Source organism: Candidatus Poriferisocius sp. (assembly GCF_965204145.1).
Lineage (GTDB): Bacteria > Actinomycetota > Acidimicrobiia > Acidimicrobiales > Bin134 > Poriferisocius.
This window is the reverse complement of the sequence record NZ_OZ241977.1, coordinates 1,841,473-1,867,238: the sequence shown is the minus strand read 5'-3', so window position 1 is coordinate 1,867,238 and position 25,766 is coordinate 1,841,473. Positions and strand designations below refer to the sequence as shown.

Sequence of the window (25,766 nt, the reverse complement as noted above, 5' to 3'; positions counted from 1 at the left end):
CAAACATGGCGGAAGCCATCACCGTCTCGGCCGCCGTAAGCGGCGTCGAGAACAAAACCCTGTCCTTTGAGGCAGGTCGCCTGGCCGGTCAGGCCGATGGGGCCGTTGTGGCCCGCATGGGCGACACCACCATCCTGGTGACCGCAACCGCGGCCCGTCGCGTCCGAGAGGGAGTGGACTTCTTCCCTCTCACCGTCGACATCGAAGAGCGGATGTACGCCGCGGGCAAGATCCCCGGCTCGTTCTTCCGGCGTGAGGGCCGGGCCCCCGAGTCGGCCATCTTGACGTGTCGGCTGATCGACCGGCCGCTGCGGCCCTCGTTTCCCGACGGGTTCCGCAACGAGATCCACGTGGTCGGAACCGTCTTGGGCGCCGACCAGGAGAACCCCTATGACGTGATCGCCATCAACGGGGCATCGGCCGCGCTGAGCATCTCGGGCATCCCGTTTGCCGGCCCGATCGGCGCGGTCCGAGTGGCCCACAGTGCCGACGGTGAGTGGATTCCCCACCCCACCTATGCCGAGGGTGCCGAATCCACTTTCGAGATGGTGGTTGCCGGCCGTGTCCTGGACGACGGTGACGTGGCCATCATGATGGTGGAGGCCAACGGCACCGAGGCCGGCTGGGAGCTCTACAGCAACGGAACCCCCAAAGTGGACGAAGCCGCCCTGGCCGAGGGCCTGGAGCGGTCCAAGGAGTGGATCAAAGAAGCGGTGGGCCTCCAGCGCCGACTGATCGCCACCGCCGGGGTCAAGCCCCCCATGGAGTACGAGCTCCAGGTGGACTACACCCCCGAGGTCGATGCCGCGGTGGCCGAGGTGGGCGCCGACAAGCTGGCCGCGGCCATGTCCATCGCCGACAAGGCGGAGCGCCAAGAGGCTGAGTCGCAGGCCAAAGAGGAGATCGCCGAGGCGTTGGCCGAGCGGTTTGCCGAGGTCGAGGGGGTTGACAAGCAGATTTCGGCTGCCGTCCGCTCGCTCACCAAGAGCATTGTCCGCACCCGGATCGTGCAAGACGGCGTGCGCATCGACGGCCGGGGGGCAGCAGACCTCCGGCCATTGGGATCTGATGTTGGAGTTGTGGAGACCGCTCACGGTTCCGGGCTGTTCGAGCGGGGGGAAACCCAGGTGCTGAACATCACCACGCTGGGCACCGCCCGGATGGACCAGATGATCGACGGGATCGACCCCATCGACAAGAAGCGCTACATCCACCACTACAACTTCCCGCCGTACTCCACCGGCGAGACCGGCTTCATGCGGGGTCCGAAGCGCCGGGAGATCGGGCATGGAGCGCTGGCCGAGAAGGCCTTGGTCCCGGTGATCCCCTCCATGGACGACTTCCCCTACACGCTGCGCCTGGTGTCGGAGGTGCTCTCGTCCAACGGCTCCACGTCGATGGGCTCGGTGTGCTCGTCAACCCTTTCGCTCATGGACGCTGGTGTGCCCATCAAGGCGCCGGTGGCTGGCATCGCCATGGGGCTGGTTTTCCACGAGGGCCAATACACCACGCTGACCGACATCTTGGGTGCCGAGGATGCCTTTGGCGACATGGACTTCAAGGTGGCCGGCACGGCCGACTTCGTGACCGCCCTTCAGCTCGACACCAAGATCGACGGGCTGCCCGCCGACGTGCTCGCCGGTGCGCTCAATCAGGCCCGTGACGCTCGGCTCAAGATCTTGGAGGTGATGGCTGGAGCCATTGATGCTCCCCGAGATGATGTTCGGCCCACTGCGCCCAAGATCATCAAGTTCGAGATCCCCCTGGACAAGATCGGCGAGGTCATCGGGCCCAAGGGCAAGGTCATCAACACCATCCAGGCCGAGACCGGGGCCGAGGTCAACGTGGACGACGCCCAAGACGCTGGCATTGTCACCGTCTCCTCACCCGATAGGGACAAAGTCGACGAGGCCGAACGCCAGATCCGTCTGATCCTGGACCCGCCCACTGCCGATGTGGGGGAGGTCTACAACGGCAAGGTGGTGAACATCACAGCGTTCGGGGCGTTCGTGAACATCCTCCCGGGCCGTGATGGCTTGGTGCACATCTCCAAGTTGGGCCGGGGTCGCCGAGTTGACCGGGTAGAGGATGTGGTCGCCTTGGGCGATGACCTCGAGGTTGTCGTGGAAGACATCGACCCCAACGGCAAGATCAGCCTCAAGCTGACCGGCGACGACAGCAGCGACGACCGCGACAGCCGCCGGTCTGATGACCGGGGTGGCCGGGATCGTGATGATCGTCGGGGTCGCCGTGATGACCGTGGTGGCCGCGACCGCGACAATCGCCGCTCCGATGACCGTGGTGGCCGCGACCGCGACAGCCGCCGCTCCGATGACCGTGGTGGCCGCGACCGCGACAGCCGCCGCTCCGATGACCGTGGTGGCCGGGATCGTGATGATCGTCGGGGACGTCGTGATGACCGCCGCGATGACCGTGGTGGCCGCGACCGAGACAGCCGCCGGTCTGATGACCGGGGTGGCCGCGACCGCAGTGACTGGGATGGCCCTTCCCAGGCGGCGTCCTTTGAAGACGACTTCGAGACCCAGCTGCGCGACGAGTTCGGCGATCTTGGGCCGGGCGGTGGCTCGCACCGTCGAGGAGGAGGCCGCGGCCGCGACCGGGACCGGTCGCCGCGCTAACCCAGCGCTCCGCTTCTTTTTCTGAGCCGAATTTTCACGGTTCAGCCCTATATCGTCTCGTTCATGATCCGGGTAGGGGTGTTCGGCGCGGGAGGGAGAATGGGGGCCACCGTCTGCGAAGCGGTTGCCGCTGACCCCGATCTGGAATTGGTGGCCTCAGTGGACCCCAACCGCGTGGGCGCCTCTGCGGGCGGAATGGTCTCGGTTGCCGACCGCCAAGCGGTGGCCGATGCCGGCGCCGACGTCGTCGTGGACTTCACCATCGCCGAAGCTGCCCGAGACAATCTGGTCTGGCTGGCCGAACAGCAGGTCCACGCGGTGGTGGGCACCACCGGGTTCACCGACGACGACCTGGAGCGCTTCCACGCGGCCTTCACCACCGCAGAGCGGGCGTGCATCATCGCCCCCAACTTCGCTATCAGCGCGGTTCTGATGATGCGGTTTGCCGAGCTGGCCGCGCCCTACTTCGACACCGCCGAGGTGATCGAGCTGCACCACGACGCCAAGATCGACGCTCCTTCGGGCACCGCCCGGCTCACCGTGGAGAAGATGGCGGCCGCCTCGGGTGATTGGGCCCCCGATCCCACCGAGCACGAGATGCTGTCCGGCGTTCGGGGGGCCGAGGGTCCCACCGGCATCCGAGTCCATGCCGTGCGCATGAGGGGCATGGTGGCCCATCATGAGGTGATCTTGGGGGCCGAGGGCCAAACCCTCACCATCCGCCAGGACTCCACCGACCGCTCCTCGTTCATGCCGGGCGTGCTGGCCGCGGTGAAAGCCGCCCCCGAGCGCTCCGGACTCATCGTCGGCCTCGACGCATTGCTGGACATCTAGCCCTTCGCCCAGTTGTGTCGATTCGGCGCCTCCTGATGAGCATCGTGGTGCTGCTGGCCATAGCTGCCATGGTCACCGCTGGCTTCTGGCAGCTCCACCGGCTGTCTGAGCGCCGGGATCGCAACAGCACGATCACCGGTCGCAGCCAACTCCCCGTCGTGCAATTGCAGGATCTGGTGGGGGCCGGCGATGCCTACGACTACGGCGACGAGCTTGAGTTCCGCCCGGTCCGGGCGATCGGCGTCTACCAGCCCGGGGATCAGGTGCTCATCCGCAACCGCACCTACCAGGGGTCTGCCGGATACTGGGTGCTCACCCCGCTGCGACTGCAATCCGGGGAGGTAGTGGCCGTCAACCGAGGCTGGGTTCCCCATGGGGCGGGCACTGGCGCCACCCCGGCGGAGTTTGCGCCACTATCCGGCCAAGTGGAGGTGATCGGCCTGGTTCGGGCCACGGTCACCGCCGCCGGGCTCCAGCAGGCCGACCCCTCTGGCGGCGTGCTCACCGAAATGGCCCGGGTCGACCTAGCCCGCCTGTCCCAGCAGATCGATGGCCCCCTGCTCCCGGTGTACGTGCAACTCCAAGCCCAGGCACCCTCGGGGGGCGACCTCCCCGTCTCCGTCCCGCCTCCCGATCTCGGAGAGGGCTCGCATCTGGCCTATGCCGTGCAGTGGTTCGTCTTCGCCACCATCACGGCGGTGGGCTACCCGCTCATCCTGCGCCGCCTGGGCCGCCCCGGAGACCGGGATCGAGAAGCGGAAGTAGGCTGATCTGGTGCCGTACTCGTCTGGAATGGAGGGGCGCGTGCTCTACGCACTGCGCACCAAGGGCATGGCCGACGCTGAATCGGTGGCCCTGGCCACCGGCTTGTCGGCGATACAAGCCGCCGGCGTCTTGAGCGAACTGGGCGAGCGGGAATGGGTGCGCTACCGGGACGGGAAGCGAGCCCAGGGGTGGATGCTGCTGGGGGAGGGCCGGGTTGAGGCCGAGCGATTGGCGACTGCTGAAATCGAGGAGTCCGGAAGGCGGTCCTTGGTCTTGGAGCTGTATCAGTCGTTCAAGGTCTTGGATCCTGAGTTGAAGGAGGTTTGCACCGATTTCCAGATTCGCGGGGATCAGACGATCAACGACCATACCGACCCGGACTATGACGCCGCAGTCATCTCCCGCCTGGCCGATATCGATCGGCGCGTCCAGCCGATCATCGCCAGCCTGGCTGAAGCCTTCGAACGTTTCGGGCACTATGGAGGCCGGCTGGACTTCGCCCTGAACCAGGTGGTGAGCGGTGACCTTAATTGGTTTACGAAGCCCTCGGTGGATTCCTACCATGAAGTGTGGTTCGAGCTGCACGAGGATCTCTTGGTGTCACTGGGGATCGATCGGGCAGCCGAGATGGCCGCCGATGCTGCTGACGCGTAAGGAGAACCCATGGCTCGATTCGGCAAGGTGCTCACCGCCATGGTCACGCCGTTTGCAGACGACGGCTCGCTCGATCTGGGCACGGCCGCGTCGCTGGCCCGGTGGCTGAGCGAGAACGGAAGTGACGGGCTGGTGGTTGCCGGCACCACGGGCGAGGCGCCGACCCTGACCCACGACGAGCAGATCGAGCTCATCGGCGCAGTTGTCTCGACGGTGGAAATACCGGTGGTGGCTGGAGCGGGCAGCAACGACACCGCTGCCGCTGTCGAGCTCACCGAGCGGGCCTCAGAGGCAGGAGCCCATGGCATCTTGTCGGTGGCTCCGTATTACAACCGGCCCTCGCAGGCCGGCTTGGCCAAGCACTTCGCCACGGTGGCGGCGGCAACCGACCTTCCGGTGCTCATCTACGACATCCCCGTCCGCACCGGGCGCAAGGTGGACACCGCCACCCTTCTGGAGGTGGCCCACGGTGTGGCCAACGTCGTCGGCGTCAAAGACGCGGCCGGCGATCCCGCCGAAACCGCCGCGCTCATCGCCCAGGCCCCCGACGGCTTTGAGGTGTACAGCGGCGACGACAGCCTCACCTTGCCGCTGCTTGCAGTGGGAGCGGTGGGGGTGATCGGTGTGGCCACCCACTGGACCGGCTCCGAGCACCGCGACATGATCGCGGCTTTCGAGAGGGGCGATGTCGTTGCCGCCCGCCAGATCAACGCCAGCCTCATGCCGTCGTATGACTACGAGACCGGATTGGCGGCTCCCAATCCCATCCCGGCCAAGGCCATGATGCGCCTGATCGGCCTGCCGGTCGGCCGGTGCCGTCCGCCCTTGGACGTTGAGCCCGAGGGCTTGGCCGAGGCCGCGGCCGAGGTATTGGCCGGCACAAGACTCGGTGCTGATGGCTGATCCGGTTCAGATCACCTTTCTGGGTGGGTTGGGGGACATCGGGAGGAACTGCGCAGCCATCGAGTGCCGGGGTGAAGTGCTCCTCTTGGACTGCGGGGTGCTGTTTCCCGATGAGGACATGCCCGGTGCCGACTTTGTGCTACCCGATCTGGAGTACCTGCGCGACCGGGCCGGCCGCATCGTGGGCTGCATCTGCACCCACGGCCACGAGGACCACATCGGCGCGCTGCCCCGGGCGCTGGAATGGCTGTCGTTCCCCGTGTACGCCTCGCCGTTCACCCTCGGGCTGGTCCGCAACCGTCTCGAAGAGCGGGGGATGACCGACCGCACGACGCTCATCCCCATTGGCGACCACGACCGGGTGACAATCGGATCGTTCGACTGCGAGTTCATCCCGGTCACCCACTCGGTTCCCTCCGGGCTGATCTCGGCCATCCGCACCCCTCAAGGGGTGATCCTCCATTCCAGCGACTTCAAGCTGGATTTGAACCCGGTTGATGGGAGGCGCACCGATCTCGCCCGGATCGGGGCAATCGCCCACGACGAGGGGATTCGGCTGCTGCTCTGCGATTCCACCAACTCGGAGATACCGGGCAGCTCCCGCTCGGAGACCGAGGTCGGGGAGGTTCTGAGAGGGGTGTTTGCCGCCCATCCCGCTCGGCGACTGGTGGTGGCCGCGTTCTCCAGCCACATCCACCGGATTCAGCAGGTGGCCGACGCCGCGGTCGAGTCGGGGCGCAAGGTGGCCACGCTGGGGCTCTCCATGAAGCGCAACTTCGCCCTGGCTCGCGAGCTGGGCTTGCTTCGGCTTCCCGACCACTCGGTGATCGATGTGGCCGAATCCGAGAACCATCCCCCTGGGCAAGTGTGCGTGGTGTCCACCGGCTCGCAGGGGGAGACGCGCTCGGCGCTGGCCCTGGCTGCCACCGGCGACAGCCGCTGGATAGACATCGGGTCCGACGACACCGTGGTGCTGAGTTCCAGCCCCATTCCCGGCAACGAGGCCCGAGTCTCCCGCATGATCAACAATCTGATTCGCCGGGGGGCCAAAGTGGTCCACAGCGGCCAGTTAGAGGTGCACACCACCGGCCACGGCAAACAAGACGAGCTGCGCACCCTGCACACGGTGGCCGATCCTGAGTTCTTTGTGCCGGTCCACGGCGAGACCCGCCACCTCGCGGCCCACGCCGACTTGGCGCTGAAGATGGGGATGCCGTCTGACCGAGTGGTGCTGGCACGCGACGGTGAGCAGGTGGAGCTGACCGACCGCGGCCTGGCCAACCGGGGCCATGTCACCTCCGGGGACTATTTCTACGTGAATGGGCGGTTGGTCGAAAGCGGCCGGGAGTTGTTCGGCGAGCGGCTCATTCTCGGTGGCCAGGGAGTGGTCAATGTGGTGGTGGTGCTGAGTCGCAAGGAGGGCCGGTTGCTGGCTCGTCCCCGCTTTGAGAGCAAGGGCTGGGTTGGGGCCGAAAGCGTCCAGGATCTTGAACAGGCGGGGGTCGACGAGGTTGTGGCTGCGGTGGAGGAGCACCTGGCATCAGGGGAGAAGGAAGGACTGGAGCGGCTGGTGCGGCGGACGGCCGGCCAATTCGTCAACCGCAGCACCGGCCGCCGTCCGATGATCGTCCCCATCATCATCGAGATCTGACCGCTGCCCTGGTCTGCTCCCTTGTCGCAAACCGTTGGTTACTGGTGTTGTCAATGATACGTTTGTTGTTGTTGTGGCTACGAAAACCGCTCGCAAACCCCCCTCCAAGCCCAGCGCAAAGCCCAAATCCAAGGCCGGAGCCTCATCGGAAAGCCGATTGAGGCAGGCATCGGCCGCGGTCTGGGCTCGGCACCGCGCCGACATCATCGCGGTGGGGTTCATCCTCGCCGGGCTGGTCGCGGCTTGTTCCCTGTGGGCGGATGTGGCCGGTCCGTTCGGCTCGGGCCTCCGGGTCGTCATCGGTGCGCTGATCGGCACCGCCAGGGCCGCCGTTCCGATCGCCCTGGTAGCCCTGGGGGTGGTGCTGCTGCGGGGTCCCCGCCCCGACGAGGAGGGCGCGGAGGCAACCGCAGAAGCCTTCGACAGAAACCCCTATGCCGACCCGGCCCGAGCCGACCTGGTTCTGGCGGTTCGCCTCGGCATCGGCACCGCATTGACGCTCCTGTCGGTCACCGGCCTGCTGCACATCGCCATCAACCGGCCGGGCATCGAGGACTTGGACGGGCTGATGGGAGCTGGCGGTGCCCTGGGATTGGTGTTCGGGGGGACGCTGGCCGCGGTCATGGGAGTTTGGGGCGCGAGCCTGGTGGTGGGCGCGTTCGGCTTGCTGGGAATGGTGGTGCTCACCCGGGTGTCGCTGCGGGCCTGGGCCCGCCGAGTGGACGGCGCCAAGGTCAAAGCGGCCTTCTTCCGGACTCTCCACTCATTCACTGGCACGGCACTGCCTCCCATGCCAGACGAAGCCCCCTCCTTCGATCACCTAGAGGCGCCAACAGAGCCGATTCCGGTCGAACCGGAAGTGGTTGTCATACCCTCCCCACTCCCGGAACCGGATCCGGTGCCTGAGCTGGAGGCAAGCTCAGCGCCGGAACCCGAGCCCAGTCCACCCTCTTCCGATTCCGAGCCAGATTGGCAAGCGCCGGCCATTGTGGGCGACAAGACGCCCAAAGCCTCGAAATCGTCGAAGTGGAAGCTCCCTCCGCTCAAGCTGCTGAACGGAACCGATCCCCAGAAAGGCAACCAGGAAGAAGCCGACCGGAAGGGGGCCGCCCTGGAGCAGGCCCTGGCTGCTCATGATGTGGAGACCAAGCTGGTCGGCATGGTGATCGGTCCCACCGTGACCCGCTATGAGCTGGAGCTCGCCCCCGGCGTCAAAGTCAGCCGGGTCACCAGCTTGAGCAAGGACATCGCCTACGCCTTGGCTTCGCCCGACGTCCGCATCCTGGCTCCGATCCCCGGACGCCAGGCCATCGGCGTTGAGGTGCCCAACCGCGACCGCCAAGTGGTGTCGCTGGGCGGGATTCTGGCGTCGGCTGAGGCCCGCAAGGCCACCCATCCCCTCGAGGTGGCCATCGGGCGGGACATCAACGCCAAGCCGGTGATGATGGACCTGTCCCGGATGCCCCACATCCTCATCGCGGGGGCGACCGGGGCGGGCAAATCCTCGTGCATCAACTCCATGATCACGTCGGTGCTCATGCGCTCGACCCCCGACCAGGTCCGCATGATCCTGGTCGATCCCAAGATGGTGGAAATGGCCCAGTACGAGCATGTTCCCCACCTGCTCACCCAGCCGGTCACCGACCCCAAGAAAGCAGCCAACGCCTTGGCTTGGGCCTGCCGGGAGATGGACCGCCGCTACGAGGTCTTGGCCTCGGTGGGCGTCCGCGACATCGACGGCTACAACGATGCCTGCGAGCAGGGTGTGTTTGAGAACGACCGCAAGCTGGGGATTGAGGATTCCGAGCCCAAAGAACCGATGCCGCTCATCTTGGTGGTGGTGGACGAGCTCTCCGACTTGATGATGGTGGCCCCCCGCGACGTGGAGGACTCCATTTGCCGCATCGCCCAGAAGGCCCGGGCGGTGGGCATCCACCTGGTGATCGCCACCCAGCGTCCGTCCATCAACGTGATCACCGGGGTCATAAAGGCCAACATCCCCGCCCGGTTGGCCTTTGCCGTGTCCAGTCAGACCGACAGCCGGGTAATCCTCGACCAGCAGGGTGCCGAGCGTCTGGTGGGTCGAGGGGACATGCTTCTGCTCAGTCCCACCTCCACCTCCCCTCAGCGCATCCAGGGCGCCTGGGTAACCGAGGCTGAGGTTCGCAACGTGGTGGGCGCTTGGCGGCGGCAGGCCGCGGCGATGAAGCCCAGCAGCAGCCCGTCGGTGACCACCGATGGTGGAGACGGCGACGACGATCCGCTGGCCCCTGCGCCTTCAAACGCCGCGAACGGAGCTGGCGACGATGACGACGAGCTCCTAGTCCAAGCCATGAGATTGGTGGTGGAGAGCCAGCTCGGTTCCACGTCGATGCTCCAGCGCAAGCTCCGGGTGGGATTCGCCCGCGCCGGTCGGCTGATGGATCTGATGGAGCAGCGGGGCGTGGTCGGCCCCTCCGAGGGGTCGAAAGCCCGCGAGGTGCTGATGACCCCCGACGAACTTCCCTGATGAATGCTGATTAGGCCTCGGTAGTCTCCTCACGTGGCATTGGCAGCAGTTCTCTTGGCGGGGGGCCTCCTCGTGTTGGCGGTGGGTGCCGATCAGCTGGTGATCGGCGCGTCCCGACTGGCCTTCGCCCGGGGAATCTCACCCATCGTGATCGGGGCGCTGGTCATCGGCTTCGGCACCAGCGCCCCCGAGATGCTGGTGTCGGGCCTGGCCGCGGCCGACGGCAACGTCGATTTGGGAGTGGGCAACATCGTCGGCTCCAACGTGGCCAACTTGAGCCTGGTGCTGGGCTTTTCCGCCTTGGTGGCGGCGGTGGCCGTGGGGGGCCGCTACATCCGGGTGGCCAACAGCACGCTGTGGCGGGAGGGCGTGGTGTCGGTGGCTGCCGCAGGGTTGTTCTGGTTGCTGGTGCAAGACGGCTTGGAGCGCTGGGAGGGCGTCGTTTTGCTGCTGGCCTTCGTGGTGGCCATGACCGCCATCTTGTGGCGGCCGGCCTATGACGGCAGCGCCGCCGGCGTCGTCCATACCGACAAGCCGATACGCCAGCCCGCCGAGCTGGTCCGCACCGTGCTGGGGCTGGCCGCCACCGTGGTCGGCGCCCAATTGGCGGTGACCGGTGCGGTGGACATCGCCCAAGAGGTGGGCCTGGGCTCGGGATTCGTAGGGCTGTCGCTGGTGGCGTTCGGCACCTCGCTGCCCGAGCTGATCACCGGGGTGCAGGCGGCCCGCCGGGGAGAGGCCGACCTGCTGGTGGGCAACATCCTGGGCTCCAACACGTTCAACAGCCTGCTGGTGAGCGCGGTGGTGGCGCTGGTGGGGCCCGGGCCGCTGGTCGACGGGAACCTCTCGGGTTTGGCGGTGTGGATCATGATGGGCATCTCCGTTGCCGCCTGGCTGTTCATGTTCCGGGGAGACGGCTTGGAGCGTTGGTGGGAGGGCGCCTTCCTGTTGGCCGTGTATCTGGTGTCGCTGCCGTTTTTGATCTCCGACCATGAGGAAGAGGCCGTCGGTGCTGAGCCGGCGGTGGTGGTGGTCGAGGGGACGGCTGGCGCTGGTGGTTCTGGCCTCGATGCCACCTAGTGTCGATACGGTGCGCCGGTTTTGGGTTGAGACGCTGGGATGTCCCAAGAACCAGGTGGACTCCGACAAGATCACGGGTCTTCTGGTTCGCGACGGGATGGTCTCTGCCGTGGCCCCAGAGGAAGCCGATCTGGTGGTGGTGAACACCTGCGCCTTCATCGAGGAGGCCCGCCAGGAGTCGGTGGAGACGGTGTTGGCGCTGCGCTCGACGGCGGCCGAGGCCGAGCTGGTGGTCACCGGGTGCATGGCCGAGCGCTACGGCGCTGAGCTGGCCGAGGCCCTGCCCGAGGCCGACCGGGTGGCCGGGTTCGGCGTGCCGGTGAGCATCGGGGCGAAGCCGTCGGTGCCTTCAGCGGCTGCGGTGCCGGTGTTCGACCTGCTGAATCTGCCCCGGCCGCCGGCTGAGGCGCCATGGGCCTACGTGAAGATCGCCGAGGGGTGCGACCGGCGCTGCGGGTACTGCGCCATTCCCAGCTTCCGGGGGCCCCAGCGATCCCGGTCGGCCGACGTCATTGTGGCCGAAGTGGAGGCGCTCGGGGTTCGAGAAGCAGTGCTGGTGGCCCAGGACCTGGCTTCCTACGGGCGCGACCAGGGGCAGGGAGAGCGGGGCATCATCCCGCTGGTGGAGTCTCTCTGTCAACGGGTCGACTGGGTGCGGCTCCTTTACCTCTACCCGTCCGATCTCACCGACCCGCTCGTCGACGCCATCTGTGCTACTGGTGTGCCCTATTTCGACCTGTCGTTGCAGCACGTGTCCCGACCGCTTCTGGCCCGGATGCGTCGGTGGGGCGACGGTGACCGCTTTGCTGCCCGCATTGCCGACATCCGCCAGCGCCAGCCCGAAGCGGTGTTCCGGTCGAACTTCATCGTGGGCTATCCCGGTGAGACCGAGGCCGACCACGATGCGCTGCTCGATTTTGTGGCCGACGTGGGCTTGGACTGGTGCGGGTTCTTCACCTACTCCGCCGAGGCCGGTACCTATGCCACCACCCTTGACGGGCAGGTGCCTGCCGAGTTGGCCGCTGAGCGCCGCCGGGAGCTGGCCGAGGTCCAGGACGCGATCACCGCGAACAAGCGTGACCAACTCATCGGCCGCGAGGTCGAAGTTCTGGTGGACACCCCCGGCATCGCCCGCAGCTATCGAGAAGCCCCGGAGATCGACGGCATCGTCTCGGTGCCCGAACATCTGGCCGTGGGCCAGTTCCACACCGTGCGGGTGCTCGATGCCCACGGTCCCGACCTGATGGCCGAGGCGGTGTCGCCGTGAGCCAGGTGGGGGCCTATTCGTGGGCCGATCTGAGGTTGACCGCCAACCTCATCACGCTGGGGCGGATACTGCTCTCGCCCCTGCTGTATGTGCTGATCTTGGCTGCTTCCGACAGCGCGGGGACGTCGTGGGCAGTGGTGGCCGTGGGCTGGGTGCTGGGGGCCAGTGACTACTACGACGGCTGGGTGGCCCGGTCGTCTGGCAGCGAGAGCCGCTGGGGGGCCTTCTTGGACCCATTGGCCGACAAGGTGATGATCCTGGGGGCGGCTTGGTGCTTTGTGGCGGTGGACCGCTTGTTCTGGGTCCCGGTGCTGATCATCACCGCGCGGGAGCTCCTGATGAGCGCGGCGCGCACCCGATGGGCTCGTGACGGCCTCTCGCTTCCCGCCCGCCACTCGGCCAAGCTCAAGACGCTGATGCAGGGGGTGGCGCTTACTGTGGCCGCGCTGCCTCCGCTGGAGAACGTCGATTGGGCGGTGTCGCTGGCCATCTGGCTGGCGGTGGCCATCACCCTCTACTCCGGCTGGCGCTACTGGGCCGACGGGCGGGCCGGCGCCATTGCCGCCTCAGGCCAATAGCCGAGGGCTGCCGACCACTAACCTCCGAGCGTGAATTGTGAAGTAATCGCGGTTGGAACCGAGCTGCTGCTCGGCCAGATTGTCGACACCAACTCGTCGTGGATCGGCGAGCAGCTGGCGATGGCGGGTATCGACTCGCACCACCAGGTGAAGGTGGGCGACAACTTCGGGCGCATGCAGGCCGTGCTGAGCCAGGCTCTTGAGCGCAGCGACTCGGTGATCATGTGCGGCGGGCTGGGCCCCACCCAGGACGACATCACCCGAGACGTGATCGCCGCGGCTCTGGGGGTGGAGCTGGTACGGCGAGACGACATTGTGGAGCGCATCTCTCAGGTGTTCGGAGGCCGGGACCGGGCCATGCCCGAGAACAACCTGCGTCAGGCCGACGTACCCGACGGGGCCGAGGTGCTGCCGGTGATGCCGGGCACCGCTCCCGGCTTCAAGGTGGAAACCGGCGGCAAGGCGGTGTACGCCGTGCCCGGCGTGCCTTGGGAGATGCAGCAGATGGTGGGGGAGTGCGTGCTCCCCGACCTCAAGCGCCGGGCCGGGATCACCGCAGTCATCAAGAGCCGCACGCTGCGCACCTGGGGCGACTCCGAGTCAGGCCTGGCCGAGAAGCTGCACGAGGAGATCGAACGCTTGGACGAGACCGGCGAGTGCACCATCGCCTTCCTAGCCTCCGGCATGGAGGGCCTCAAGGTACGGCTCACCGCGAAGGCCCCCAGCGAGGCCGAGGTGGACGAGATCTTGGCCAACGAGGAGCAGATCGTGCGGGGCATCGTCGGCGACATCGTGTTCGGCGTCGACGACGAGACCATGGAGTCGGCCGTGCTCGACGCCCTGCGGAGCCGGGGCTGGACCTTGGCGCTGGCCGAGTCCCTCACCGGCGGCCTGATCGGCTCCCGCCTCACCGCCGTCCCCGGTGCCAGCGACGTATTCCGAGGCGGCCTGGTGTCCTACGCCAGCGACGTGAAGTTCGACCTGTTAGAAGTGCCCGAAGGCCCAGTGGTGAGCGAAGAGGCCGTAACCGCCATGGCCCACGGCGCCGCCAAGCTATTGGATGCTGACTGCGCCATCGCCGTCACCGGCGTAGCCGGCCCCGACCCCCTCGACGGCGAAGACCCCGGCACCGTATGGATGGCCACCCTGGTAAACGGCCAGGTAGAGGCCACCAAAGTCAAGTTCCCCTTCGACCGCGAGCGCACCCGCCAATTCACCACCGTCTCCATCCTCAACAACCTCCGCATGAGAGTCCTCGCCGGAGGATAGATCTCTTGTGGGTCGGGAGGCACCAGCCCCCTGGACTAGACCTCTGGGTTGACTACCCCGCAGAGCATTCCTCCGTCGGCTATGAACTCGGCGCCGGTGCTGTAGGAGGATTCGTCGGAGGCTAGGTAGACGGCTAGGCGGGCGATCTCTTCGGGTTGGCCTACTCGGCCTAGGGGGAGCATGGCGTAGGTTGCCTCTCGGTCCTCGTCGGAGATGGCGTCGCCGAGGGTGTCGGGAGCGGTCATGGCGGTGTCCACGCCGCCGGGGTGGATGGAGTTGGCCCGGATGCCGAATTGGCCCAGTTCAAGGGCGGCGTTCTTGGTCATGCCCCGCACTGCGAACTTGGAGGCGGTGTAGGCCACGGTGCCGCCGTAGCCGGCCATGCCGTTGGTAGAGCTGATGTTCACGATCGACCCGCCGCCGGCCTCGATCATGGCGGGCACGGTGTACTTCATGCCCAAGAACACCCCCACCTGGTTGACGTTGATCACCCGCATGTAATCGTCCAGCGAGGTGTCCACCATCGACACTCCGAACAGGAGGATCCCGGCGTTGTTCACCAGCACGTTGGGTGGTCCGAAGCGGTTGATGGTCTCGTCCACCGCCTTCTGCCATGCCCCCTCGTCGGTTACGTCCAAGGGGATGTAGTGGACATCGGGGCCCACATCGGCGGCCACCGCCTCGCCCTCATCGTGGAGCACGTCGCCGAACACCACCTTGGCGCCCTCCGCCGCGAACAGCCGCACCTCGGCCTCGCCCTGGCCTCGGGCGCCCCCGGAAATAAGGGCCACTTTGCCGTCCAGTCTTCCCATTTCAGTTCTCCTCTTCAGTGAGATCGCGGTCGAGCCTAAGCGAAGCCGAGTTCATGCAGTAGCGCTCGCCGGTGGGGTGGGGGCCGTCGGGGAAGATATGGCCCAGATGTGCACCGCATGCTGCGCACACCGCCTCGGTGCGGACCATGCCGTGGCTCTGGTCGATGTGGCGGATTACCTTGCCCTCTCCGGCCTCCTCGAAGAACGACGGCCATCCGGTTCCCGAGTCGTATTTGGCCTCCGAGGAGAACAGCACCGCGTCGCACACCCGGCAGCGGTACACGCCCTCGTCTTTGCAGTCCCAGTACGCACCGGTGAAGGCTCGCTCGGTGCCGGCTTGCTGGGTGATGTGGTACTGCTCGGGGGTGAGCCTCTGACGCAGTTCCTCGTCGGTGAACGTGCTCTCTGACATGGGTGCCACCGTATCGGATTCGAAGGAGAAGCAGGCAGGTGAGGACCGTGAGGTTGCTGGTGTAGGCGTAGGGGAAACGGGCGATTTCTGGGGTAAACAGGCAGGTTGGGACGGCGGGGTACTTGTGGAATTCCGTCCCCGTAACTACGCTGATGTCATTACTCGGGGACAAACTGTCACTGGTCGTCTTTAGAGTGTGGCTCGACGTTCCCCCGTGAACTCGCAGCCGCGATACCCATGACCTTAAGGAGGAGATGTGGAGCGAGATAAGGCACTAGAGATGGCCCTCGGCCAAATCGAGAAGCAGTTCGGCCAAGGCGCCGTAATGAAGATGGGTGAGAAGGGCACCATGGCCATCGAGACCATCCCCACTGGGGCACTAGCCCTCGACTTGGCGCTGGGCGTCGGGGGGCTCCCCCGGGGCCGGGTGGTGGAGATCTACGGCCCGGAGTCCTCCGGCAAGACCACCCTGGCACTGCATGCAGTGGCCGAGGCCCAGCGGAACGGGGGGATCTGCGCGTTCATCGACGCCGAGCACGCCCTCGATCCGATCTACGCCAAGGCCATCGGCGTGGACGTGGACGAGCTGTTGATCTCACAGCCCGACACCGGCGAGCAGGCCCTGGAGATCGCCGACATGTTGATCCGGTCGAGCGCGCTCGACGTGCTGGTCATCGACTCGGTGGCCGCCCTCACCCCCCGGGCCGAGATTGAGGGAGACATGGGCGACACCCACGTGGGCCTGCAAGCCCGCTTGATGTCGCAGGCGCTGCGCAAGCTCACCGCCAACTTGAACAAGTCCAAGACGGTGTGCATCTTCATCAACCAGCTCAGGGAGAAGATCGGCGTGATGTTCGGCTCCCCTGAGACCACGCCGGGCGGGCGGGCGCTGAAGTTCTACTCGTCGGTCCGCCTCGACATCCGCCGCATCGAGTCCCTCAAGCAGGGCGTCGATGTGGTGGGCAACCGCACCCGGGTGAAGGTGGCCAAGAACAAGGTGGCCCCACCGTTCCGCCAGGCCGAGTTCGACATTATGTACTCCAAGGGCATCAGCCGGGAAGGCTCGCTGCTGGATGTGGGCGTGGACTTGGACATCATCGACAAGTCCGGGGCCTGGTTCACCTACGAGGGTGAGCACCTCGGCCAGGGCCGCGACAAGGCCAAGGCGTTCTTGTCTGAGCACCCTGAGATCATGGTGGAGATCACCGAGCGGGTGTGGAGGGCCGTGAACCCTCCAGCCGAGGAAGAAGCATCCGAGGTGGCCGAGGCCACCGAGGACGCCGCGGCCCAAACCGGCTAGGGCACAGGCGAATCCGGCAGGGATGCTGGCAAAACCGGCTAGGAGACTGCCGGCAGCCGACAGGTAGCCTGACGGGGTGAGCCGCAGCTATTTCATCCGCACCTACGGGTGCCAGATGAACGAGCACGACACCGAGCGCATCTCTGGGCTGCTGGAAGCCGACGGGATGACATCGGCCGACGCCATGGAGTCGGCCGATGTCATCGTGCTCAACACCTGCTGCATCCGCGAGAACGCCGACAACAAGCTCTACGGCCAGCTCGGTCATCTCAAGCGGCTCAAGCAGGCCCGCCCCGACATTCAGATTGCGGTGGCGGGCTGTCTGGCCCAGAAAGACCGTGATCTGATCCGGGAGCGGGCCGACCATGTCGACGTGGTGTTCGGCACCCACAACGTGCATCGGGCTGCCGATCTGATCGGCGCCGCCGCCGACGGGCCCATCGTGGAGATCCTCGAAGAGGCCGCCGACGACGACCGCGACAGCTTTCCCTCCGCACTGCCGGTGCGCCGCGACGCCCCCTACGCGGCGTGGATGACCATCCAGGTGGGCTGCGACAACTCGTGCGCCTTCTGCATCGTGCCTGCGGTGCGGGGGGCGGAGATCAGTCGCCCGCTGGAGCTCTTGGTGGCCGAAGCTGCCGATCTGGTGGCCGGCGGGGTCACCGAGATCACACTGTTGGGCCAGAACGTGAATTCCTACGGCCGCGATCTCCAGCGGGACCGCCGCCAGGCCGGAGAGCGGGTATCGCTTCGCCCGCTGTTCGCCGATTTGCTCCGGGCGGTGGGCGCGGTGGAGGGCATCGAGCGGATCCGATTCACCAGCCCCCATCCCAAGGATCTGCGGCCCGAGACTATTGAGGCCATGGCCGATGTTCCCTCGGTGTGCGAGCACCTGCACCTGCCCCTGCAATCGGGTAGCAACCGAGTGCTGGCGGCCATGCACCGGGGCTACACCGCCGAGCGCTATCTGGAGCGGCTGCGGGCCGCCCGGGAGGCGGTGGACGATTTGGCCGTGTCCACTGACATCATCGTGGGTTTTCCCGGCGAGACCGAGGACGACTTCGAGCAAACACTGCTGGTGGCCGCCGAGGCGGAGTACGACTCGGCGTTCACCTTTGTGTTCTCTCCCCGCCCGGGTACCGAGGCTGCCGAGATGGCCGACCAGTTCTGCGATCCCGAAGAGGTGCGGGACCGCTTCGAGCGGCTCCGGGCGGTGGTGGACCGCTCCAGCCGCCGGGGCAACCAGGCCCGGGTTGGCCGACGTGAAGAGGTAGTGGTGGAGGGGCCGTCGAAGAAAGACGCCAGTGTTCTCACTGGCCGGACCCGCCAGAACCGCCTAGTCCACTTCCCTTCACCCCAGAAGCTGAAGCCGGGCACCTTCGCCACCGTGAACGTGACCGAGGCCGGAGCGCACCATCTGCGGGGAGAGCTGGCCGAGGTGACCGCTCCGCCCCGGTGGCGCACCCGAATTCCGGTGGCCGCGCTCTGAGCAGTTCCCCCCCTTCCGGTGCTAGTGGCGCGCCGGGCGCGCTGGCTGTCGTCGGAGTCACCGCTACCGGCAAGTCGACTGTAGGTGTGGCCATCGCCCGCCGTCTTCGAGATGCCGAGATCATCTCGGTGGACTCCATGCAGGTGTATCGGGAAATGGACATTGGCACCGACAAGCCTTCCATCGCGGTGCAAGCCGAGGTGCCCCACCACCTCATCGACGTGGCCGACCCGTCCGAGGACTACTCACTGACGAGGTTCCAAGCCGCAGCCCGCGAGGCCCGGGCCGACATCGCCGACCGATGCCGGACTGCGGTGCTGGTGGGCGGCACCGGGCTCTACCACCGGGCGGTGATCGACGACCTGGAGATTCCCGGCCGCTATCCCGAGACGGTGGCCTCTCTGGAGAGTGAGCCCGACACCGAAGCCCTGCACCGCCGCTTGGCCGAACTCGACCCCTTGGCCGCCTCTCGCATGGAGCCCACCAACCGCCGGAGGATCGTGCGGGCACTGGAGGTGACGCTGGGAAGCGGCCGCCCCTTCTCCTCCTTTGGGCCGGGCCTGGGCCAGTACCCGCCCTGCGACATCGCCCAGATCGGTCTGTCGCTATCGAGGGCCGAGATCGACCGCCGCATCGAGCAGCGCTATCACCAGCAGATGGAGGCCGGGTTCCTGGCCGAGGTGGAGGCGCTGGCCGACCGGCAGCCACCGCTGTCGCGCACCGCCTCGCAGGCCCTGGGCTACAAGGAGCTCTTGGAGCATCTCAACGGCGAGATGTCGCTGGACGAGGCGGTGGCGCTGGCCGTAGCCAGGACTCGCAAGTTCGCCCGCCGCCAAGAGCGCTGGTTCCGGCGCGACCCCCGCGTCGTCTGGCTAAACGCCGCCGACGATGCCGAGTCGCTGGCCGACGAGGCGCTCCCCCTTCTGACAGAGCATGGGTCCCCGAGCTGAGGTCGAAATGGTGCGCGGTGCAGGGTTGAGAACTTGTCAGACTGGAGCGATGCAGCTGGCCAAGCACCATGGCTTGGGAAACGACTTTTTGATCGCGTTGGCCGACGCGCTGCCCGCCGACGCCCCGGCAATGGCCGAGGCAGTGTGCCACCGCACTCGCGGCGTGGGGGCCGACGGGCTCATCTTCGGCCTGCCCGGCGATGCCGGTGCAGGCACCGATGTGACCATGGTGCTGTTCAACGCCGACGGGACCCGGGCCGAGATGAGCGGCAACGGCATCCGCTGTTTGGCCCAGGCATTCGTCAGGCGCGACGACCGCGGCTCAGACCGTGAGCTGTCCATCGGCACCGACGCTGGCACCCGAGCCGTGAGCGTTGAATCCACCGAAGATCCCACCGTGGTCCAGGCTCGAGTCGACATGGGACTGATCGGCGCAGGCCCCGATCTGGAGGACGGAGAGGTCGTCTACTACCTCCGCAACCACGGCTTCGCCGATCACTTCTCCACCGCAGACGTGGGCAACCCCCATCTGGTAGTGGGGGTCCACGACGTGCACCAGATCGATGTGGCCAGGAACGGGTCCGAGCTCTCCCGCCTGGCCGGAGGGATCAACGTGGAGTTCATCGGCGCCACCGCTGGGGGAATCGAGATGCGGGTGTGGGAACGAGGAGTCGGGGTGACCGAGGCGTGCGGAACCGGAGCATGCGCCGCCGCCCAGGCAGCCCACCAATGGGGGCTGGTTGGACCGGTGGTCTCAGTGTCGATGCCCGGCGGCGATGTGGTGGTGGAGTTGGGCGACACCGCCGTGTTGACCGGGCCATCCCAGTACATCGCGACGGTGGACTATGGCTGACAGCGAGACTCACCGAGGCGGATTCGGCACCCACGGCGGCGAGTCGGGGGCGTTCATCGAGCGGACCTTCCGGGAGAAGATCGTGCTGGTGGGCGTCACCCTCAGCGGCGGCGATCCGGCCCGCACCGACGCCGACCTCGACGAGTTGGCCCAGCTCATCAACACCGCGGGAGCCGACGAGGTGGGCCGGCTGGTCCAGCGCCGCAACGCCCCCGATCCGTCCACCTACATCGGCAAGGGCAAAGTCGACGAGATTCTGTCGGTGTGCGAGCAGGCCGACGCCGACACCGTGGTGTTCGACGACGAGCTGAGCCCGGCCCAGCAGTTCAACCTGGAGAAGATCCTCGGCCGCACCGCCATCGACCGCACCGCGGTGATCCTCGACATATTCGCCCAAAACGCCAGCAGCCAGGAGGGCCAGGCCCAGGTGGAGCTGGCCCAGCTCCGCTACCGGCTGCCCCGGCTGCGCCGGGGCCGGGCGTTCAGCCAGCAGGCCGGCGGGATCGGCACCCGGGGACCGGGCGAGACCCAGCTGGAAGTGGACCGCCGCCGCATCCAGCGGCGCATCCACAAGCTCGAGGCCCAGCTGCGCGCCATCGCCAAGAACCGCGCCGTGCAGAGCCGCAGCCGCCGCCGCTCAGCCCAGAGCGCGGTGGCCATCGTGGGCTACACCAACGCGGGCAAGTCCCGTCTGCTCAACCTGCTCACCGACTCGGGCGTTTTGGTGCAGAACCGGCTGTTCGCCACCCTCGACGCCGCCACCCGCCGCCTCGAGCTGCCCGGCGGGGAGCGGGTGCTGCTCACCGACACCGTCGGTTTCATCCAGAAGCTGCCCCACCAGTTGGTGGAGGCGTTCAAGTCCACGCTCGACGTGGTGGCCGAGGCCGACCTGTTGCTGCACGTGGTGGACGCCGCCGGTCCCGACCCCGACGCTCACATCGCCGCGGTGCGCCAGGTGCTCAAGGAGATCGGCGCCGGGGCGGTGCCCGAGCTGCTGGTGTACAACAAGTGCGACCTTCTGGCCGGGCGCGATATTCCCTTGGGCGCCAATAGGGACGCGATATTGGTGTCGGCCGCCACCGGCGAGGGAACCGACAAGCTGCTGGCCGCCATGGCCGATGAGCTCCGCTCCAGTGCATTGATCGTCGAGCTGCACGTTCCCTACGCCCGGGGCGAGGTGCTGGCCGCGGTGCAGCGGGCCGGCCATGTGCTGGCCACCGACACCGACGAGGACGGCTTCCGGGTGCAAGCCCGTCTCGACGCCGCCTCAGCCGCCCGGCTCTCCGAATGGGTGGTGGGGTAGGGGCGACCATGGCCGGCTTTGTACCCCCTCCCTATCCCTACGACCGCCTCGATGAGCTGCGGGCGGTGGCCGACCGTTTCGACGGCGGCTGCGTGAACTTGTCGGTGGGCGCACCCTCCGACCCACCCCCGCCGGCAGTGGTGGCTGCGCTCTCGGCCTCCGACAGCGAGCGGGGCTATCCGGCGTCGGTAGGGTCGCCCGCCTATCGGGAGGCGGCACTGGAGTGGCTGGCCCGCCGGTTTGGGATCGACGCCGCCGGGGCCGCGGTGGCGGCCTGCGTGGGCACCAAAGAGCTCGTGGCGTCGGTGCCCCACTACCTGCGGCTGCGCGATCCCAGTCGCGACACCGTTTTGTATCCGGCGGTCTCCTATCCGACCTACGCCATGGGCGCCACGCTGGCCGGCTGCCGCGCGGTCCCCGTGCCGCTCGACGACCAGTGGCGCATTGATCTCGACGCGGTGGCCGTTGACGACATCGCCCGGTCGCTGTGTCTGTGGGTGAACTCGCCGAGCAACCCCACCGGCACTATCGACGATCTGGTCGCCGCTGCCCACTGGGGCCGCCAACACAACATCCCGGTGTTCAGCGACGAGTGCTACATCGAGTTCATCTGGGACGATGCCGCTCGAACCGCCGAGGCTAGCGTCCTCAGCGCGGGGCCCGAGGGAGTGGTGGCGGTGCACTCGCTGTCCAAGCGGTCGAACCTGGCCGGAATGCGGGCCGGCTTCTACGCTGGCGATCCCGATCTGGTGGGCTACCTGTCGGAGGTCCGCAAGCACGCTGGGATGATGGTACCCGGCCCGGTGCAGGCCGCCGCAGTGGCGGCATTCGGCGACGACCGCCACGTAGACGCCCAGCGGGACATCTACCGCTCCCGGCTGGCCCGCCTCCGTGAGCTGCTGGTGCCCTACGCCTCCGATGTGAGCCTGCCCGGCGGCGGTCTGTACTTGTGGGCGGCGTCGCCCGACGGCGACGGCTGGTCGCTGTCCCGCCGGGTGGCCGAGGAGCTGGGCGCGCTGATCAGCCCCGGCGAGTTCTACGGGCCTCAGGGGGCTGCCTACGCCCGAGTGGCCGCGGTGGCCCCTGATGCCCAAATCGACCTGCTTGAACAGCGAGTGGTCGCCCGGTGCGGCGATACCGTGAGGAAGTGAGCACTGAGATGACCGATCTGCAAGCCCGTATCGAGGCGCTGTGGGCCGACCGGACGCCGATCACCGACGGCGATCCCGAGGCCCGGGCTGCGGTGGAAGAGGCCATTCACCTGCTGGACACCGGAGCGGCCCGGGTGGCCGAGGTGAACGGCCAGGGCGAGGTGGTCGTGAATCAATGGCTCAAGCAGGCCATCCTGCTGCTGTTCTCCATGGCCGAGATGGAGACCATGGAGCTGGGGCCGTTCGAATACGCCGACAAGATCCCCCTCAAGACCGACTATCAAGCTTCCGGCGTTCGGGTGGTGCCGGGGGCATCGGCCCGCTGGGGCTCGTTCTTGGACCGGGGCGTGATCATGATGCCCAGCTATGTGAACATCGGCGCACGAGTGGGCGCCAACACGATGGTCGACACGTGGGCAACCGTCGGCTCCTGCGCCCAAATCGGGGCCAACGTCCACCTCTCCGGCGGGGTGGGCATCGGCGGGGTGTTGGAGCCTCCTCAGGCCGCCCCGGTCATCGTCGGCGACGACTGCCTGGTGGGCAGCCGCTGCATCGTCGCCGACGGCGCCCGCGTCGGCGACGGGGTGGTGCTGGGCGCGGGATGCGTGCTTACCGGCTCGATCCCGGTGATCGACGCAGCCACCGGCGAGGAGTTGGGCCGCGGCGTGGTGCCCGATTGGACGGTGTCGGTCTCGGCCACCCGGCCTCGGGAGTTCGGCGGGGGCACCTTCGGCATGCCTTGCGTGCTGGTGATCAAGCATCTTGAGCCCGGCGAACGCCACGACAAGGCCCAGCTGAACGATGTACTGCGCGAGCACGGCGCGGCCACTTAGGCATGGGTTATCCACAGGCAGGCCTCCTCATCGGGTCCGCGGCTTCCGACACGGCGAAAATCGTTGACGGGGCAGGCCATGAGCGCTGATCTGCTGGCCAAAACAGCCGAGCTGATCGATGTCGCCTCGGTGTCCTACAACGAGGGCGCTATCGCCGGTCTCATCGAGGAGCGGCTGCGGGCGGTGTCCGGACTCACTGTGGATCGCGTGGGCGACAATGTGGTGGCCCGGACCGATCTGGGTCGACCCCAGCGGGTGCTGATCGGCGGCCACAGCGACACCGTGCCCCCCAACGACAACGCGGAGGCCCGCATCGAGGGCGACGTGGTGTGGGGCCTCGGAGCCGCCGACATGAAATCCGCGCTGGCGGTGATGCTGGAGCTGGCTGCCGCGGTGGCCGAGCCGACGGTAGATGTGACGTGGCTGTTCTACGCCCGCGAGGAAGTGAGAGTGGCCGACAGCGGACTGCGGGAGCTGTTCGACGTCCGCCCCGACCTGCTGGCCACCGACGTGGCCCTATTGGGTGAGCCCACCGGGGGAGCGGTGGAGGCCGGCTGCCAGGGATCGATGCGGGCGGTGGTGACGCTGGCCGGCGCCCGGGCCCACACCGCCCGGCCCTGGATGGGGGTCAACGCCATCCACCGGCTGGGATCGGTGCTCAGGCTGGCGGAGGCATACGAGCCCCGCACGCCGGTGATCGACGGCTGCCAATTCCGGGAGTCGCTTCAGGCGGTGGCGGTGGAGGGCGGCGTGGCCGGAAACGTTGTGCCCGACCGGGCTCAGGTCACGTTGGGCTACCGCTACGCTCCCGATCGCAGCCCCGCCGAAGCCGAGGACATCCTGCGGGAGATGTTGGCGCCCGTTCTGGGCGACGACGATGGCTTCGAGGTGACCGAGCACGCCCCGGCCGCCCCTCCAGGGTTGGGCCACCCGGTGCTGCAACGGCTGATCGCCGACAACGACCTGGAGATCAAGTCGAAGCTGGGGTGGACCGACGTGGCTTTCTTCGCGTCGCGGGGCATCCCCGCGGCCAACTTCGGGCCCGGAGAATCGACTCTGGCCCACACCGCCGAGGAGCGGGTGGACAGGGCCGCGCTGGAGGCCTACCACCGCGTCCTGGAGGCGCTGCTCACCACTCGGTGAAATACTCGGCTGGAATTTGTAAACGTCCAGCTAGACAGCCGTATTCCGACCAACTGTCACCGCTATCTGGACAATGGTCACATGGCTTTACCCATGTGCGATCAACCTCCGGCCCGGCCCGCCTTGGCCTTGGTCACCAGTTCCCCATTGCCGCGGCTTCGCCCTCCTGTTATGCCCCGACTGCCCGCCTCGGTGTACTGGTTCCGCCGGGCGCTGGTTGCCGTTGTCTTGCTGTTGGTGCTCTGGGCCAGCTCGCTGCTGGCCGCCCAACTCCAGTGGACGCTGTCCCCAGAGAATCCAGCCGGGCATTCCCAACCACGGCCGGGCTATGTGATCGTGGGCGACACCGCGGTGCCGGTCAGCCCCGACGGCCGGTAGCCAGTCAGTGGCGCAGGTAGCGCAGAAACAGGGTGTGGTCATGAGCCAGCACCCGTTCCAGTCGGAGCGGGTCCAGCTGAGTCGGCGCCCCTGTAGTCATCCTCGAGGAGTCGCCGCCCGCCAACAAGGGCGGAATCGTCCAGCACAGCTCGTCCAAGAACCCGGTGGCCAACAGCTGCCCATTGAGGCTCGGTCCGCCCTCGGCGAGCACCACGGCCGCTCCCGTCTGGCCTATTCGGCCTATTGCCTCGGCCAAGTCCACCCGCTCGGTGCCTATGCGATGGACTTCGGCCACTGTCTCAGCCCGGGCCAGCCGGTCGGCGGGGGGCGCATCCACGGTGAACAGCAGCGGCGGCGGGCGGTCGTCGAAGGCCGGTGCGGTGAAGTCCAGATCCAGCGAGCTGCTGACCACGGCCAAGCGGGGTCGGGGCGCCTGTTTGCGGGCCGTGCGGCGGGCGGCCCGCTCCGGGGTCGTCTTGGGTGGCCCATAGCCTTCACGACGGAAGGTTTCGGCGGCGACCAGGATCACGTCGGCCACCGCCCGGATGGCCGTGAACACCTGCCGGTCCTCGGGGTTCGACAGGCCTCTCGACACGCCGTCGGCCGATGTGGCGCCGTCGGCAGAGGTGATCATGTTCAGCATCAGCCACGGGCGGTCGGGGTGCGGGGTGCGGCTGTCGGACGCATAGAGGGCGACCGGATCGACGTCGGAGAGGAACCGAGGAAACAGCTGATCCACCTGCCGCCGACGGTAGCAGGCGGGTCAGTCGGGCATGTTTCCAGATATTCACCTGAAATCCACAGGAAATCCTTCCTATTCTCCTTACCGTCCACAGGCTTCATGCTCTACCGTGATCTATCGCTGCGGTGTGAGCGGCCGGAATGGTGGCTGACGCCGACGACCATAGTGGGGTTCAGGCGACTCCTTGGGGGGTTCGGCCCGGCGCTTGAACGGGCCCGACATGTCCGGTGCAGGCATGCCTCGGTTCGAGG

Annotated in this window: 23 protein-coding genes; 20 read left to right on the top strand and 3 right to left on the bottom strand. The window is 67.3% G+C overall.

Annotated elements, in window-relative coordinates; genetic code table 11:
* Positions 1 to 5: 5 nt before the first annotated feature.
* The 11 genes from ACOGI7_RS08630 to ACOGI7_RS08580 all read left to right on the top strand — a co-directional run bounded on the left by ACOGI7_RS08630 (position 6) and on the right by ACOGI7_RS08580 (position 14,149).
* Positions 6 to 2,639: a polyribonucleotide nucleotidyltransferase gene (locus ACOGI7_RS08630; RefSeq protein ID WP_419848356.1), complete on the top strand. Its 2,634-nt coding sequence runs from the start codon at positions 6 to 8 to the stop codon at positions 2,637 to 2,639.
* Between the two features lie 63 nt (positions 2,640 to 2,702).
* Positions 2,703 to 3,473: a 4-hydroxy-tetrahydrodipicolinate reductase gene (gene dapB / locus ACOGI7_RS08625; protein WP_419848355.1), complete on the top strand. Its 771-nt coding sequence runs from the start codon at positions 2,703 to 2,705 to the stop codon at positions 3,471 to 3,473.
* Between the two features lie 35 nt (positions 3,474 to 3,508).
* Positions 3,509 to 4,243 (top strand): SURF1 family protein, encoded by a 735-nt coding sequence (locus tag ACOGI7_RS08620; RefSeq protein ID WP_419848354.1) that lies wholly within the window; start codon positions 3,509 to 3,511, stop codon positions 4,241 to 4,243.
* Positions 4,244 to 4,247: 4 nt separating this feature from the next.
* A complete protein-coding gene (locus tag ACOGI7_RS08615) occupies positions 4,248 to 4,892 on the top strand; it encodes a hypothetical protein (protein ID WP_419848353.1) in 645 nt (214 codons plus the stop codon).
* Between the two features lie 9 nt (positions 4,893 to 4,901).
* Positions 4,902 to 5,795, top strand: a complete 894-nt coding sequence (gene dapA, locus ACOGI7_RS08610) for a 4-hydroxy-tetrahydrodipicolinate synthase (RefSeq protein ID WP_419848352.1) — start codon at positions 4,902 to 4,904, stop codon at positions 5,793 to 5,795.
* Positions 5,788 to 7,446, top strand: coding sequence for a ribonuclease J (locus ACOGI7_RS08605; protein ID WP_419848351.1), 1,659 nt, complete (start codon positions 5,788 to 5,790; stop codon positions 7,444 to 7,446). The genes dapA and ACOGI7_RS08605 overlap by 8 nt, the downstream gene beginning before the upstream one ends.
* Positions 7,447 to 7,603: 157 nt before the next feature.
* A complete protein-coding gene (locus tag ACOGI7_RS08600) occupies positions 7,604 to 9,955 on the top strand; it encodes a DNA translocase FtsK (RefSeq protein WP_419848350.1) in 2,352 nt (783 codons plus the stop codon).
* 33 nt (positions 9,956 to 9,988) lie between these two features.
* Positions 9,989 to 11,035: a sodium:calcium antiporter gene (locus ACOGI7_RS08595; RefSeq protein ID WP_419848349.1), complete on the top strand. Its 1,047-nt coding sequence runs from the start codon at positions 9,989 to 9,991 to the stop codon at positions 11,033 to 11,035.
* Positions 11,036 to 11,045: 10 nt separating this feature from the next.
* On the top strand, positions 11,046 to 12,302 hold the full coding sequence (rimO, locus tag ACOGI7_RS08590; protein ID WP_419848348.1) for a 30S ribosomal protein S12 methylthiotransferase RimO: 1,257 nt from the start codon (positions 11,046 to 11,048) through the stop codon (positions 12,300 to 12,302).
* A complete protein-coding gene (locus ACOGI7_RS08585) occupies positions 12,299 to 12,880 on the top strand; it encodes a CDP-alcohol phosphatidyltransferase family protein (RefSeq protein ID WP_419848347.1) in 582 nt (193 codons plus the stop codon). Before rimO ends, ACOGI7_RS08585 begins: the two co-directional genes overlap by 4 nt.
* Positions 12,881 to 12,910: 30 nt before the next feature.
* Positions 12,911 to 14,149, top strand: a complete 1,239-nt coding sequence (locus ACOGI7_RS08580) for a competence/damage-inducible protein A (protein WP_419848346.1) — start codon at positions 12,911 to 12,913, stop codon at positions 14,147 to 14,149.
* 35 nt (positions 14,150 to 14,184) lie between these two features.
* Here the strand turns inward: ACOGI7_RS08580 and ACOGI7_RS08575 are convergent, their stop codons facing one another.
* Entirely contained in the window at positions 14,185 to 14,961 is a 777-nt protein-coding gene (locus ACOGI7_RS08575; protein WP_419848345.1) for a glucose 1-dehydrogenase, read from the bottom strand.
* 1 nt (position 14,962) lies between these two features.
* Complete coding sequence (msrB, locus tag ACOGI7_RS08570) at positions 14,963 to 15,373, bottom strand: peptide-methionine (R)-S-oxide reductase MsrB (protein ID WP_419848344.1); 411 nt, start codon at positions 15,371 to 15,373, stop codon at positions 14,963 to 14,965.
* A 280-nt stretch (positions 15,374 to 15,653) separates the two neighbouring features.
* Between msrB and recA the strand changes: the two genes are divergently transcribed.
* From recA to ACOGI7_RS08525, 9 genes are all read left to right on the top strand, one after another.
* On the top strand, positions 15,654 to 16,673 hold the full coding sequence (recA, locus tag ACOGI7_RS08565) for a recombinase RecA (protein ID WP_419851485.1): 1,020 nt from the start codon (positions 15,654 to 15,656) through the stop codon (positions 16,671 to 16,673).
* Between the two features lie 76 nt (positions 16,674 to 16,749).
* Positions 16,750 to 18,162 (top strand): tRNA (N6-isopentenyl adenosine(37)-C2)-methylthiotransferase MiaB, encoded by a 1,413-nt coding sequence (gene miaB / locus ACOGI7_RS08560; RefSeq protein WP_419848343.1) that lies wholly within the window; start codon positions 16,750 to 16,752, stop codon positions 18,160 to 18,162.
* Between the two features lie 86 nt (positions 18,163 to 18,248).
* A complete protein-coding gene (gene miaA, locus ACOGI7_RS08555) occupies positions 18,249 to 19,112 on the top strand; it encodes a tRNA (adenosine(37)-N6)-dimethylallyltransferase MiaA (RefSeq protein WP_419848342.1) in 864 nt (287 codons plus the stop codon).
* 49 nt (positions 19,113 to 19,161) lie between these two features.
* Positions 19,162 to 19,965 (top strand): diaminopimelate epimerase, encoded by an 804-nt coding sequence (gene dapF / locus ACOGI7_RS08550; protein ID WP_419848341.1) that lies wholly within the window; start codon positions 19,162 to 19,164, stop codon positions 19,963 to 19,965.
* Complete coding sequence (gene hflX, locus ACOGI7_RS08545; RefSeq protein WP_419848340.1) at positions 19,958 to 21,268, top strand: GTPase HflX; 1,311 nt, start codon at positions 19,958 to 19,960, stop codon at positions 21,266 to 21,268. The genes dapF and hflX overlap by 8 nt, the downstream gene beginning before the upstream one ends.
* 8 nt (positions 21,269 to 21,276) lie before the next feature.
* Positions 21,277 to 22,419 (top strand): aminotransferase class I/II-fold pyridoxal phosphate-dependent enzyme, encoded by a 1,143-nt coding sequence (locus ACOGI7_RS08540; protein ID WP_419848339.1) that lies wholly within the window; start codon positions 21,277 to 21,279, stop codon positions 22,417 to 22,419.
* Positions 22,420 to 22,427: 8 nt separating this feature from the next.
* The gene (locus tag ACOGI7_RS08535; protein ID WP_419851484.1) at positions 22,428 to 23,252 is read left to right on the top strand and encodes a 2,3,4,5-tetrahydropyridine-2,6-dicarboxylate N-succinyltransferase; all 825 of its coding nucleotides are present in this window, start codon (positions 22,428 to 22,430) and stop codon (positions 23,250 to 23,252) included.
* Positions 23,253 to 23,330: 78 nt separating this feature from the next.
* On the top strand, positions 23,331 to 24,395 hold the full coding sequence (dapE, locus tag ACOGI7_RS08530) for a succinyl-diaminopimelate desuccinylase (protein WP_419848338.1): 1,065 nt from the start codon (positions 23,331 to 23,333) through the stop codon (positions 24,393 to 24,395).
* A gap of 171 nt (positions 24,396 to 24,566) precedes the next feature.
* The gene (locus ACOGI7_RS08525) at positions 24,567 to 24,773 is read left to right on the top strand and encodes a hypothetical protein (protein WP_419848337.1); all 207 of its coding nucleotides are present in this window, start codon (positions 24,567 to 24,569) and stop codon (positions 24,771 to 24,773) included.
* A gap of 4 nt (positions 24,774 to 24,777) precedes the next feature.
* On the opposite strand, the gene ACOGI7_RS08520 is transcribed toward ACOGI7_RS08525, so the two are convergent.
* On the bottom strand, positions 24,778 to 25,512 hold the full coding sequence (locus ACOGI7_RS08520) for a dihydrofolate reductase family protein (RefSeq protein WP_419848336.1): 735 nt from the start codon (positions 25,510 to 25,512) through the stop codon (positions 24,778 to 24,780).
* Positions 25,513 to 25,766: the final 254 nt, after the last annotated feature.